This is a genomic window from Streptomyces cinnabarinus, from assembly GCF_027270315.1.
GTDB lineage: Bacteria > Actinomycetota > Actinomycetes > Streptomycetales > Streptomycetaceae > Streptomyces > Streptomyces cinnabarinus.
In genome coordinates this window covers 8556115-8570072 of record NZ_CP114413.1, presented here as the reverse complement: position 1 = coordinate 8570072, position 13958 = coordinate 8556115, and the positions used below count along the sequence as shown (strand labels likewise).

General features: G+C 71.9%; 6 protein-coding genes. 2 read left to right on the top strand and 4 right to left on the bottom strand.

The genetic code is table 11. The features are described from left to right. Positions 1-45: 45 nt before the first annotated feature. Both STRCI_RS38660 and STRCI_RS38655 read left to right on the top strand, forming a co-directional pair. A complete protein-coding gene (locus STRCI_RS38660) occupies positions 46-762 on the top strand; it encodes a TioE family transcriptional regulator (protein ID WP_418953485.1) in 717 nt (238 codons plus the stop codon). Between the two features lie 87 nt (positions 763-849). Beyond that, positions 850-1494, top strand: a complete 645-nt coding sequence (locus STRCI_RS38655) for a DNA alkylation repair protein (RefSeq protein ID WP_269664756.1) — start codon at positions 850-852, stop codon at positions 1492-1494. On the opposite strand, the gene STRCI_RS38650 is transcribed toward STRCI_RS38655, so the two are convergent. Genes STRCI_RS38650 through STRCI_RS38635 form a run of 4 tightly spaced genes read right to left on the bottom strand, consistent with a single transcriptional unit; the run spans position 1460 to position 13903 of the window. Further along, positions 1460-2146 carry an HAD family hydrolase gene (locus STRCI_RS38650; RefSeq protein WP_269663669.1) on the bottom strand — a complete coding sequence of 229 codons (687 nt, stop codon included), beginning with the start codon at positions 2144-2146 and terminating at the stop codon, positions 1460-1462. The two genes, STRCI_RS38655 and STRCI_RS38650, sit on opposite strands and share 35 nt — an antisense overlap. After that, the gene (locus STRCI_RS38645; protein WP_269663668.1) at positions 2143-3402 is read right to left on the bottom strand and encodes an MFS transporter; all 1260 of its coding nucleotides are present in this window, start codon (positions 3400-3402) and stop codon (positions 2143-2145) included. The genes STRCI_RS38650 and STRCI_RS38645 overlap by 4 nt, the downstream gene beginning before the upstream one ends. A gap of 4 nt (positions 3403-3406) precedes the next feature. Further along, entirely contained in the window at positions 3407-4597 is a 1191-nt protein-coding gene (locus tag STRCI_RS38640) for a cytochrome P450 (protein ID WP_269663667.1), read from the bottom strand. A 45-nt stretch (positions 4598-4642) separates the two neighbouring features. Then, on the bottom strand, positions 4643-13903 hold the full coding sequence (locus STRCI_RS38635) for a non-ribosomal peptide synthetase (protein WP_269663666.1): 9261 nt from the start codon (positions 13901-13903) through the stop codon (positions 4643-4645). Between the last annotated feature and the right edge of the window lie 55 nt (positions 13904-13958).

Genomic DNA, 13958 nt, shown 5'->3' with positions numbered 1-13958 from the left:
CTCCGGTTGAAACTTTTCCGCGCTATCGTGCGGTAAATGGGGCGAATGAATGAACACAGCCTTCAAAGCGGTGAGCGGCTGAGGCCGGTCGATCTGGCGCGGGAGCACGGTCTGTCCACGCAGGCGGTGCGCAACTACGAGGAGGCGGGCATCCTTCCGGCCGCCGGTCGCACGCCCAGCGGCTACCGCACCTACACCCCGCTGCACGCGGGCGCCCTGCGCGCGTTCCTCTCCCTGGTGCCGGGCCATGGCCACCAGACGGCGACGTCGATCATGCGGGCCGTGAACGAGGCCGCGGACGACGAGGCGTTCCGTCAGATCGACTCGAGCCACACCGAGCTCCTCGCCGACCGCCGGACGCTCCAGGCCGTGGAGAACGCGCTGCGGGACCTGGAACCCACCACGGCGGTCGAGACCGGCAGCATGTTCATCGGCACGCTGGCCCACGAACTCGGCATCCGGCCCGCGACGCTGCGCAAATGGGAGCGGGCCGGGCTGGTACGCCCCCGCCGCGATCCGCGGACCGGGTACCGGGTCTACGACGAGGCCGACGTACGGGATGCGCGGCTGGCCCACCAGCTCCGGCGCGGCGGGTACCTGCTGGAGCAGATCGCGCCGCTGATCGCGCAGGTGCGGGCGGCCGGGGGCCTGGAGCCTCTGGAGGCGGCGCTCGACGACTGGCGCGGGCGGCTGTCCGCCCGGGGGCGGGCGATGCTGCGCGGGGCCGCGGAGCTGGAGACGTACCTGCGCGAGCGCGGCTGAGACCGTCGTAGGGTGAAGCCCGCACGTGAAGGACAGGAGGCTGAGGTGGCCGGGACAACCGTGACCGAGTCGACGGTCGCCGAGGTGATGGCCGAGCTCGCGGAGCTCGAAGATCCCAGGATTCGCGCCGTGAACGAGAAGCACGGTGACGATCACGGGGTGAACCTCACCAAGCTGCGCGCGGTCGCCAAGCGGCTCAAGACGCAGCAGGAGCTCGCGTGCCGGCTCTGGGAGACCGGGGACTCGGCCGCGCGGCTGCTGGCCCTGCTGATCTGCCGGCCCAAGGCGTTCGAGCGTGATCAGCTGGATGCCATGCTGCGCGCGGCTCGTACCCCCAAGGTGCAGGACTGGCTGGTCAACTACGTCGTGAAGAAGAGCCCTCACTGCGAGGAGCTGCGCCTGGCCTGGTTCACCGATCCGGACCCAGTGGTGGCCGGTGCGAGCTGGGCGCTGACCGGCGATCGCGTGGCGAAGAAGCCCGAGGGGCTCGATCTTCCGGGGCTGCTCGACCTCGTCGAGGCGGACATGCGGAACGCCCCGGATCGTCTTCAGTGGTCGATGAACTACTGCCTGGCCCAGATCGGCATCGAGCATCCCGAGCTGCGTGCGCGTGCCCTTGCCATCGGTGAGAGTCTCGGCGTGTTCGAGGACTACCCGACCTCCCCGGGCTGCACCTCACCCTTCGCACCGGCTTGGATCAACGAGATGGTGCGCCGGAAGGACGAGCAGTAAGGGCCTCGGCGCCGGCGAAGGCCAGGATGTGCGGCACGGCCTCGCGCAGCGTGGCGAAGTGGCGGTGCACGCCCTCCACCGCGACCTCGCTGTTCACGCCCCACACCGTCATGCCCGCGCTCAGCCCGGACCGCACCCCGGACGGGGCGTCCTCGATGACCAGGCAGGATGCCGGGTCGGCGCTCAGGAGGGCGGCGGCCTGGAGGTAGGGGACGGGTGAGGGCTTGCCCTCCTCCACCGCGGCCGCGTCCACGATCACGCCGGGTGCCGGCAGACCGGTCCGCGAGAAGCGGCCACGCACCCGGTGCTCGTAGTTCGAGGTGACCAGGGCCCAGGAGCCCGGGGGCAGGTCGCGCAGGAGGTCGCACGCGCCGTCGAACGCCTGGTAGTCGCCGGTCCGGACGTCCTCGTCCTCCAGCTCGTGCAGCGCGGCCAGGCACGCGTGCGGATCTTCGCCGGGTACGACCTGCGCGAACGTCTCCATAGGCCGCGTCCGCAGGGCCACCTGGTAGACCTCGTCCGCGTCCAGTCCGTACCGCTCCGCCCAGGTCGCCCAGACGCGGCGCTGGTTGTCCACCGCGTCCATCAGTGTGCCGTCGACGTCGAAGAGGACGTACGTCGTACGGGCGGGCGGCGCGGGTTCACTGGTCATGTGCTGATCATGTCAGGCGGCGGATCGTCGGTTTCGGGCGGTGTGGGTCGGGCGGGATCCCGGCGGGCCAGGTCGACGAGGATCAGGGCGCACAGGGTGGCGCCGACGGCGACTCCCGCGAGGACCGTGCCGAGCGGGAGGTGCTCGAAGAGGACGCCCGCCGCGGCGTAGGCGATCGGGCTGGCGACGAAGACGGCGGCGCCGAAGACCGGCAGGACGTGGGGGCGCAGGTGTTCCGGTGGGCGCAGGGTGAGGAGGGCCACGGCGGGTGCGGTCACCGCGGGCAGGAACATGCAGGCCGCCGCGACCGTCAGGGCCGTTGAAGCGGCGGGCTGGTCCCAGGGCAGCAGCCACAGGACGAGGGCCGCGCCCACGCCGCCGCAGGCCGCGAAGCGGGTCGGTGTGACGCGGCGGGCGAGGCGGGCGACGATCACGGTGCCGATCGCGGTGCCGCCGCCCCATGCGGCCAGCAGCAGGCCCGCCACTTCGGGGGCCGCGTCGTAGCGGGCTCTGGCCATGATGGGCAGGGCGAGCAGGACTACGGGCATGAGGGTGCCGTAGCCGAGGGCGGCCAGTGCCATGGTGCGGAGCACCCGGTCTCGGAAGAGGTAGCGCGCGCCCTCCGTCATTCTGTCCGCCGAGAGCGGCTCGGATTTTCGCTCGCGGCGGGGCAGGCCGGTCAGGAGGGCCGCCGAGAGGGCGAAGGTGGCCGCGTCGATCCAGAGGACGTGCAGCGCACCGACCTTGGCCATCAGGAGACCGGCGAAAGCGGGGCCGACGAAGCGGGCCGATGAAGTGGCCGTCTCGAACAGGGCGTTGCCCGCGGTGACGGCGCCCTCGTCGGAGCCGATGGCCTCGGCGAGGAGCATGCGCTGCGCGGAGAGGTAGCCGGACGCGACGCAGCCGATCAGGGCGACGATCACCAGCAGCGCCCAGAACGGGAGCAGGCCCGCGAGATACAAGGTGGGCACCGCCGCCACAAGTACGGTGTCGGCGATGTCGCCGACGATGGTGACGCGGCGGGCGCCCCACCGGGCCACCAGCAGCCCGGCGGGCATGCCCAGCAGGGGCACCGGCAGGATCTGGATGACGAACACCAGCCCCATCCGGGCCGGTGAACCGGTCGTCATCAGAACGAACCACGGCAGCGCCAGCGTCGTCATCTGGGTGCCGACCGAGGAGACGAACTCCGCGGCGATGACCCTGCGGAACTGCCAGCTTCGCAGGGGTGGTCGAGGCGCCGGCGCGGTCTTCACAAGGTCACCAGGCCACCGGCAGCTCGTGTACGCCGTAGACGGTCATGTTGGAGCGCATCGGGATCTCGTCCGGCTTCGCCGCTAGGCGCAACTCGGGGAAGCGGCGCAGGAGTTCGGTGTAGCCGATGCGCAGTTCCAGGCGGGCCAGCTGCTGGCCGAGGCACTGGTGGATGCCGTGGCTGAAGGTGAGGTGGCTGAGGCTGCCCTGGGTGACGTCGAGGCGGTCGGGGTCGGTGAACTGCTCCGGGTCGCGGTTGGCGGTGGGCAGGTGGATCAGGACCGTGTCCCCCTTGTGCAGGGTCACTCCGCCGATCTCGACGTCCTCGGTGGGGCTGCGCTGCACGCCCACGTGGACGACGGTCAGGTACCGGAGCAGTTCCTCTACCGCGTCCTCGATCAGCGACTCGTCGGCGCGCAACAGGGCCATCTGGTCGGGGTTGTTGAGCAGTGCGTAGGTGCCGAGCGAGAGCATGTTGGCGGTGGTCTCGTGCCCGGCGACCAGCAGCAGCAAGGTGGCGCCGATGGCCTCCGGGAGGGTCATGTCCTCGCCGTTGACCAGCACGCTCAGTACGTCGTCGGCGGGTTCGGCCTGCTTGCGCATGAGGAGTTCGCCGGTGAGGCCGACGAGGTCCATCAGCGCCGCCTGCGTCTCCTCCGTGGAGAGGTCCAGGCGCAGCAGTTTCGCGGAGTTGCCCTCGAACCGCTCCCGGTCGCCGAACGGCACGCCGAGCAGCTCACAGATCACCTGCGAGGACACCGGCACCGAGTAGTCCGCGACCAGGTCGGCCGGCGGGCCCTTGTGCAGCATCGCCTCGGCGTACTGTGCGGTGATCTCCTCGATGCGCGGGGTGAGCGCGCGCATCCGGCGCAGGGTGAACTGGCCGGCCAGGAGCTTGCGGAACTTGGTGTGCTCCGGCGGGTCCATGTGCTCGAACAGGCCCGGGATGCCCTCCCCCATGTCCTGGGCGCGGTCGGAGGGGAACGCGAGGTGTTTGTGCGTGGCGGCCGAGCTGAACCGCTTGTCGGAGAGGATCTCCCGGCCGTACCGGTAGCTGGTGACGAGCCAGCCCTCGTGGCCGTCGGGGAAGGCCATCCGGCAGATCGGGCCCTCGGCGCGCAGCACCTGCGGCGGGTCGAACGGCCGCTCCCGGAGCGTGGGCAGGCCGTTGGTGATGGGGCAGGTCTTCTCCGTCATGTCTTCCTTCATTCCGCGGTCGGTGGATCCGGGTCGGGTGAGGGTTCAGGCGGCCCGGAGGCGGGCGCGTAGTTGAGAGACCGTCAGTTCAGGGTGGTCGGCGACGAGTTCGAGGGCCTTCGGCCACTGGCGCACCAGGGCGCCCATGACGGCCGGTGCGATGCGGTCCGGTGAGTACACCCACAGGCCGCGCAGTTCGCCCTCGACCTCGCGGGCCACCAGGTACAGGTCGAGGTTGTGCGGCTCGATGGCGATGACCAGGCCGGGCAGCGGGCTCTCGTCGCCGACCCGCACGTCGAGAGGCTCCACCTGAAGCCCCTCCAGGGCCAGTTCGTCGCTCGGTACGCCGAGGAGGTTGAGCATCACGCGCAGGGGCGTCTGGTTGCCGTCGCCGATGACGCCGTCGTGGACGAGGGCGCGCAGTGGCACGTTCTGGTGCGAGTACGCGTCGAGTTCGGCGCGCAGGACCCGCTGGATCAGTTCGCCGACGGTCGGGTCGTCCGCCAGCCGGGAGCGGTTGAGGACAACGTTGATGAACGGGCCGACCATCGACTTGCTCTCTGGGCGTTCACGGCCGGCCAAGGGGTGGCTCACCGCGATGTCGGTCGCGCCCGAGTAGGTGTGCAGCAGCACGTGGAACGCGGACATCAGCATCATGAAGAGGGTGACGCCCTCACGGCGGGCGGCTTCCCGCACCGCCCCCATGACCTCCGCGTCGATCACGACGCCGTGGCTGTAGCCCTGGACGAAGTCGTCCAACTGGTGGGCGGGCGCCGAGAAGTCGAGGGTGCGGGCGGCGCCGTCCAGCTCGCCGCGCCAGTGCACGACGTGCTCGTCGAGCGCGCCCGAGGTCAGCAGGTCCTGCTCCCAGGCCGCGTAGTCCAGGTGCTGCACCATCACGTCGGGGAGCCTCGGCTGCCGGGCCGTGGAGTGGGCCGCGTACAGCTCGGCCAGTTCGCCCGCGATGACCAGGAAGCCCCAGTGGTCGACGAGGATGTGGTGGGCGACGAGGATCAACGCGTGTTCGTCGTCCGAGAGCTGGATGAGCAGGCCGCGGACCAGGTTGCCGTCCTCGATGCGGTACGGGGCCTGGGTCTGCGCGGTGAGCAGTTCGCGCAGCCTTTCCTGCTGGGCCTCCTGCCCGCGCAGATCGACCGTGTCGAGCGGCCAGGTGGGCCTGCCGTCGGCGAACTGCACGGTGGCCGAGCCCTGTTGGACGTATCGGGTGCGCAGGATGTCGTGCCGGGCGACGAGGTCGTCCAGGGCACGGCGCAGGGCTGGGGCGTCGAGTGTGCCGCGCAGGCGCCAGGCGGTGATGACGGCGTGGTGGGCGTGGTCGGGGCCCACCGGCTGGAGCAGGAACTCCAGTTGGCCGAAGGACAGTCCGGTGCCGTCGCCGCGGTCGGCCTTGGGGATCGGCGCGTGCAGCAGGTCGGCGGCGTCCGCGGCCGCGGCTCGCTCGCTGTCGGAGCCGGGCAGCTCGACGGCTCCGGCCTCCACCGCGCGGGCGCAGCGGCCGATGGCGCGCAGCGCCTCGAACCAGGCGTCCGCCAGCTCGCGCACCTCGTCCTCGGTGAGCAGCGAGGGCGCCCAGCTCCAGTTGGCGACCAGGTGGGGGCCGTCCGGTCCGTCCTGGGTGACGGCGTTGACTTCGAGCGGGTACGGCAGGGGCCGGGCGGCGGTGGCGCCGGGGGCGGTGTCGTCCCGCAGCGGGAACCACGGCTTCTCCTCGTCGGTGACGGGGACCCGGCCGAGGTAGTTGAACAGCGCCTGGGGTGTGGGCAGTTCGGCCAGGTGCCGTGCGCTGTCGGGGTCGAGGTGGCGCAGCAGGCCGTAGCCGAGGCCGTGCTCCGGGACGGACCGCAGCTGGGCCCTGGTGCGGGTGATCGCGGTGGCCAACCCGGCGCCTGCCTGCGTCACTTCGTCCCAGCTCAGAGCGCCGCAGTCGAGGCGGACCGGGTGGACGCCGGTGAACCAGCCCACGGTGCGGGACAGGTCTGTTCCGTCCGCCAGGTGCTCATGGCGGCCGTGGCTCTCCAGGTCCAGGACCACCGGGGCGCTGTCGGTGCCGAGGCGGCGGGCGCGCCAGTGGTCGACGGCGAGTCCGAAGGCGGTCAGCAGGACGTCCTGGATGCCGCTGCGGAGCACCGTGGGTGCCCGGCCGACCAAGGGCGCGGTGTCCTCGGCGGGCAGGGTCAGCGTCAGCCGCCCTTCGGCGCCGGTGATGTCGCGGTGCGCGTCCAGCTCGCCGGGGACCAGGGGGACGGCGTCGCGCAGGACGCCCTGCCACAGCGGCAGTTCGGCGCGGTGCCGGGCGATGCTCTCCTCGGAGGTCAGCCGGGCCGCCCAGCCGCGCAGCGAGGTCACCACCGGTGCGAGGAGCGGTTCGCGACCGGCGCTCACGGCGTCCCAGGCGGCGGCGAGGTCGGTGAGCAGGATGCGCCAGGACACGCCGTCCACGGCGAAGTGGTGCACGGCGAGCAGCAGTCGGCCCGGGTGCCCGGCGCCCGCGTCGAACCACACCGGCCGGAGCATCGCGCCCCCGGCCGGGTCGAGCCGCTCCTTGGCGGCGGCCGTCTCCTCGGCGATCAGGGCCCGCGCCGCCGCGTCCGTCAGCGCGCTGATGTCCACGCGGCGCAGGAGGTCCGCGACCCGCACCGATCCGGGCTCGTCGGCGTGCAGCGTCCACTGCCCCTCGGGTCCGGTGACCAGCCGTAGGCGCAGCGCGTCGTGCCGGTCGACCACGGCCTGGAGCGCCGCGGTGAGCCGGTCCTCGTCCATGTCGGGCGGCAGGCCCACGGTCGCCGACAGGTCGAAGCCGACCACCGAGCCGCCGAGTCGGCGCTGCCGCTCCACGACGGGCAGCAACGGGATCTCGCCGGTGCCGATGTCTTCGACGCCCGCCCCGGTGTCGTCGTCGGCCGGGCGGGCCACCTGGGCGATGCCCGCAACGGTCTGCTGGGTGAACACGTCCCGGACGGTGAACACAAGACCTGCTGTGCGGGCCTGGGCGACCAGCTGGGTGGCCTGGATGCTGTCGCCGCCCAGGTCGAAGAAGCCGGTCTCCGGGCCGACTTCGGGCACCTGGAGGATCTCCGCGAACACCGCGCACAGGATCCGCTCGGCCGCACTCGCCGGCGCGCGGGAGCCGGTGTCCGCGGCGAAGTCGGGCGCGGGCAGGGCGCGTCGGTCGATCTTGCCGTTGGCGGTCATCGGGAACGCGTCGAGCAGGACGACCGCGACCGGCACCATGTACTGCGGCAGCCGTTCGGCGATGTACGCGCGCAGTTCGGCGGGTTCGGCCCGGGTGCCGTCGGCGAGGACCGCGTAGCCGACGAGGTCCTTGCCGCCGGACGGCTTCTCGCGCACGAGGACGGTGGCGTCGGTCACGGCAGGGTGCGAGCCGAGGGTCTTCTGGATCTCGCCGGGCTCGATGCGGAAGCCGCGGATCTTGACCTGGTCGTCGGTGCGGCCGAGGTACTCGACCCGTCCGTCGGCGCGGCGCCGGACCAGGTCGCCGGTGCGGTACATCCGCTCCCCCGGTGCGCCGTACGGGCAGTCCACGAACCGCTGTGCGGTCAGGGCGGGTTGCCCGAGGTAGCCGCGGGCCACGCCCCAGCCGGAGAGGTACAGCTCGCCGGGGACGCCGACGGGCACCGGGCGCAGCCGTTCGTCGAGGACGTAGGCGCGGGTGTCGTCCATGGGCAGGCCGATGGGCAGGCTGCCGTCGGTCACCTCGCTGATGTCCTGGAGCAGCGCGAACGTGGTCGTCTCCGTCGGCCCGTAGATGTTGTAGAACGCGGTGTTCGGGCAGCCGGCCATGGCCTTGGCGAAGACGTCGGGCGCGTGGATCTCGCCACCCGACAGCACCTCACGCAGCCCGGCCACTGCCGTCGGGTCGCGCTCGACGAGCAGGTTGAACAGCGCGGTGGTGAAGAACGCAGCGGTGACGTCGTGCTCGTGCAGCGTGCGCACGAGCACGTCCGGGTCGAGTTCTCCGGGCGGCGCCACGACCACTTCGCCGCCGGTGAGGAGCGGTGCCCACAGTTCGTAGGTGGAGGCGTCGAAGGCGATCGGGGAGTGCAGGAGGACGCGTGCGTGGTGGCCGCCGCGCCACTGGCGGTCGGCGGCGAGGCTCGCCACGTTGCCGTGGGTGATCGCGACGCCCTTCGGCCGTCCGGTGGAGCCGGAGGTGTACATAACGTACGCCATGCGCTCGGGCCCGCGGTCCGGCAGGTCCAAGGGCTCGACGTACGCGCCGTCATCGGCGGCGACGTCCAGCACGTGCGTCGCTCCGACGCCGGGGTCCGCCGTCCCGTCGACGAGCAGGAAGCCCGCCTTCGTGTCCTCGACGATCATGCGCATACGGGAGACGGGATAGCGGGCGTCCAACGGCACATACGCGCCGCCCGCCTTGATCACGGCGAGGATCGCGACGGGCAGCCGCGGTGAGCGGTCCATCAGCAGGCACACCGCGTCCTCGGCACCGTCGGCGCCCACGCCGAGCGCGCGCAGGCGTACGGCGAGCCGGTCCGCGGCCGCGTCGAGTTCGGCGTAGGTCAGCCGCTGGTCGCCGTGGCTGACGGCGACGGCGTCGGGGGTGCGGGCCGCCTGCGCCGCGAACAGTTCGGACAGACCGGCCGTGGGCGCCTCGGCGATCTCGCCGTTCCACTCCTCCAGCAGGCGGTGCCGTTCGGCCGGGGTGAGCAGGTCGAGGTCGCCGACGGGCCGGTCCGGGTCGCCGACCATCGCCAGCAGCACCTGACGCAGTCGGCGGGCCATGGTGCGCACGGTCTCCGGGTCGAAGACATCGGTGTTGTACTCGATACCGCCTTCGATACCGGCCGGTGCGCCGTCGTCCGCGAGGCGTTCGTGCAGCAGGAACACCAGGTCCATGCGGGCTGTGCCGGTGCCCGCCACCAGGGGTGTGGTCCCGATGCCGGGCAGGTCCAAGGTCTCGTCGGTGCCGGTCTGCCAGGACAGCATGACTTGTACGAGGGGGTGGTGGGCCACCGACCGGGTGGGCCGGAGGTCGTCCACCAGGGCCTCGAAGGGGATGTCCTGGTGGGCGAGCGCGTCGAGGGTGTTCTCCCGCACCGCGGCGAGCAGTTCGCGGAAGGTCTGATCGTCCGACACCCGCGTGCGCAGGACGAGGGTGTTGGCGAAGAAGCCGATGAGGTTCTCGGTGGCCTGGTCGTCGCGGCCCGCGCTCGCCACGCCGATGGGGATGTCGCTGCCGGCGCCGAGGCGGCCGAGGAGGACCGCGAGGGCCGCGTCGAGGACCATGAAGAGGCTGACGTCGCAGTCGCGGGCCAGGCGGGCCAGGCCCTGGTGGAGGTCGGCTTCCCAGCGGAAGGTGAGGGTGTCGCCGTCGTGGGACGCCTCGGCGGGGTGCGGCCGGTCGACGGGGAGCGCGAGCCGCTCCGGGAGGCCGTCCAACGCGCCGCGCCAGTGGTCCAGTTGCCGCGACCAGACACTGGCCGGGTCGTCCTGTGCGCCGAGGTACCGCTGCTGCCACAGGGTGTAGTCGGCGTACTGCACGGGCAGCGGCGCCCATGCGGGTGCCCGGCCTTCCAGCCGGGCCCGGTAGGCGGTCGCCAGGTCGTGCCGCAGCGGTGCCAGGGACCAGCCGTCGGCCGCGATGTGGTGGACGACGACGGCCAGCACATGCGTGTCGGCGCCGAGGGTGAACAGCTCGGCGTGCAGCGGGGGTTCGGAGGTCAGGTCGAAGGTGTGCCGGACGGCGGCGGCCACGGCGGCGTCGAGGCCCGCTTCGTCGACCTCGGTGACCGGGAGCGCGGGGCGCGCCTGATCCGGGTCGAGGATGTGCTGGTACGCCGTCGTACCTGTGTCCGGGAAGACGGTGCGCAGGGCCTCGTGGCGGGTGACGACGTCGGCGAGGGCGGCCCGCAAACAGTCGACGTCCACCTCACCGGTCATGCGCAGCACCAAGGGGAGGTTGTACGTCGGTGAAGGGCCCTCCATCTGGTGCAGGAACCAGAGCCGTCGCTGGGCGAAGGACAGTGACAGCGGGTCGGGGCGGGTCTGCGGAGTCAGGGCGGGCCGCTCAACGCCGCCGCCCTGCCGCAGCAGTTCGGCGAGTCCGGCGACGGTCTGCCGCTCGAAGAGGGCGCGCACCGGCACCTCGGTGCCGAGCGTGGCACGGATCCGCGCGGTCAGCCGGGTGGCGAGCAGCGAGTGCCCGCCCAGGGCGAAGAAGCTGTCGTCGATGCCCACCCTGGGCACGTTCAGCACCTGGGCGAACAGCTCGCACAGGGTCTTCTCCTCGGCGTCGCGGGGCGCGACGTACGCCGTGGCCGCGCGGGTGCCTCGGCCCGGCTCGGGGGCGGGCAGTGCGCCTCGGTCGGTCTTTCCGCTCGGGGTGCGGGGCAAGGCGTCGAGGAACACGAACGCGGACGGGACCATGTAGTCGGGGAGCTTGTCGGAGAGCGCGGCCCGTAGTCGGCGGCGCAGGTCGTCGGTGGTGCCCGCCTCCGGGTCCGGCACCGCGTAGGCGATCAGGCGCCGGTCGCCCGGCTGGTCCTCGCGCACCACGACCACCGAGTCGCGGATGTACTCCTGCCACATCAGCACCGACTCGATCTCGCCGAGTTCGATCCGGTAGCCGCGCAGCTTGACCTGGTGGTCGAGGCGGCCGAGGTAGTCGACGGTGCCGTCCACCCGGCGCCGTACCAGGTCGCCGGTGCGATAGAGCCGGTCGGCGAGGTCCGACTCGAAGGGGTTGGTGATGAACTGCTTCGCCGTCAGTTCCGGCCGGTCGAGGTAGCCGCGAGCCAGTCCGGCGCCGCCGATGCACAGTTCACCGGGGACACCGGGCGGCACCGGGCGGCCCTCGGGGTCGAGGATGTGGACCTCGGTGTTGGCGATCGGCCGGCCGATGGTGATCGTGTCGTCAGTGATCCGGGTGCCCAGCGAGTAGATGGTGGTCTCGCTCGGTCCGTACATGTTCCACAGGTCCACGCCCTTGGCCAGCAGTCGGCGCGCCAGGTCGGGCGGCAGGGCCTCGCCGCAGATCAGGCCGCGCAGTCCGGGGCGCCCGGGCCAGCCCGCGTCGAGCAGCATCCGCCAGGTGGAGGGGGTGGCCTGCATCATGGTCGCGCCGGTGGCGGCCATCTCGTCGGCCAACAGCTTGCCGTCGGTGGCCACTTCGCGGGTGGCGAGCACGACGCGGGCGCCCTCGACGAGCGGCAGCAGCAGCTCCAGGGTGGCGATGTCGAACGAGAGTGTGGTGACGGCGAGCAGGCTGTCGTCGGCGTCGATGCCGGGCCACTGCTTCATCGCCCGGAACAGGTTGCGCAGGGCGCGGTGCGGGAGTTGGACGCCCTTGGGGCGGCCGGTCGAGCCCGAGGTGTAAATGACGTAGGCGAGGTCCTCGGGTGCCACCGGCTCGTCGAGGGCCTCGGCGGACTCGGCGGCGATCTCCTCGCGCAGCTCGTCCACGCACAGCGCCGTCGCCGGAGACTCGGGCAGGTTCGGCGCCACCGAACTCTGCGTGATCACCACGGGCAGCCCGGCGTCCTCGATCATGAACGCCATGCGGTCCTCGGGCAGCTTCGGATCGACCGGCACATAGGCGCCGCCCGCCTTCAGCACCGCCAGCACGGCCACGACCATGTCGAGGGAGCGTTCCAGGCAGACCCCGACCATGACGTCCCGTCCGACACCGAGCCGCTTGAGCCTGCGGGCCAGTTGGTTGGCGGCGGCGTCCAGGCGGGCGTATGTGAGCGTCTCCCCCTGGCAGTACACCGCCTCCGTGTCCGGCCTCAGGGCCGCCTGCCGCGCGACGCGCTGGTGGGTGAGCGCCTCGTCGGGCCACTCGGCTCGGGTGTCCTCCCGCTCCTGGTGCTGTGCGCGCTCCTCGGCCTCGGTCATCAACGGGACGTCCAGGACGGCCTGTTCGGGGTCGGCGAGGAGGTTGTCCAGGAGCACCTTGAGGTGGCCGCCCATCCGGTCGACGGTGGCCGCGTCGAACAGCTCGGTGTTGTACTCGAACCAGCCGCCCAGCTCCTCGTCCCGCTCGAACACCTGGAGTTCGAGGTCGAACCGCGCGGTGGAGCTCGCCACCTCCAGCAGCTCGAAGCGCAGTCCGGCGACGTCGAACTCGGGCACCGGGATGTTCTGGAACACGAACGACACCTGGAAGACCGGTGAGCGCGACAGGTCCCGCTCCGGGGACAGCTCTTCCACCAGCCGCTCGAAGGGCACGTCCTGGTGGGCGAAGGCGTCCAGGGCCGAGCGGCGGACCCGGCCGAGGAGTTCGGTGAAGGAGGGGTTGCCGGAGACGTCGTTGCGGATCGCGAGGGTGTTGACGAAGTACCCGATGAGCGGCTCGACCTGCGACTGGCCCCGGTTGGCCACCGGCACGCCGACGACGACGTCCTCCTGCCTGCTGTAGCGGTGCAGCAGGACGACGTAGGCGGCGAGGAGGGTCATGAAGGGGGTGACACCGGTACGGCGGCTCAGCTCGCGCACGCCGTTCATCACCGGGGCCGGGAGGTGGAACGGCCGCGAGCCGCCGGCGCTGGTGAGCACGGCGGGCCGGGGCCGGTCGGTGGGCAGTTCGAGGACGGGCGGGGCGCCCTCCAGCGTCTTGCGCCAGTGCTCCAACTCGGCCGCGAATCCGTCGCCCGCCAGCTTCTTGCGCTGCCAGGCCGCGTAGTCCGCGTACTGGACGGGCAGTTGGGGCAGTTCGGCCGGGGTGCCGGTGAGGTGGCCCTGGTAGAGGGCGATCAGCTCGCCGAAGAGCACCGACGTCGACCACAGGTCGGCGACGATGTGGTGCATGGTGAGCAGCAGGACGTGCTCGTCGTCGGCCAGACGCAGGAACCTCATCCGCATCAGCGGGCCGGTGCCGAGATCGAAGGGACGGGCGAACTCCTGCCGGGCCAACTCCACGATGCCCGGCTCTCCTTCGGGTCCGCGCAGGTGCCCGCACTCCACGACGGTCAGCTCCAGCTCGCCGGAGTCGTGGACGACCTGCACGGGCTCGCCGTCGACCTCGTCGAAGGTGGTGCGCAGCGACTCGTGCCTGCGGACGATCTCGGCGAGGCTGCGGCGCCACAGCTCCACGTCGAGCGGTCCGTGCACCCGTGCCGCGGCCGGGATGTTGTAGGCGGCGCTGCCCGGGTTGAGCTGCTCCAGGAACCACATGCGCTGCTGCGGGAACGACGCGTCGAAGCGCCGCCTGCGCGCCGGGGCCCGCCCCTCGCCCGCGCGCCGCAGCCGCTCCGCCAGCAACACGCGCTTCTGCTCCGGTGTGAGGCCGGTCAGGTCGATGTCGGTCATGCGTCGTTCTCCTGATCGTCGATCTCGGCGGCGGAGGCCGCGCCGGTTGCTCGGG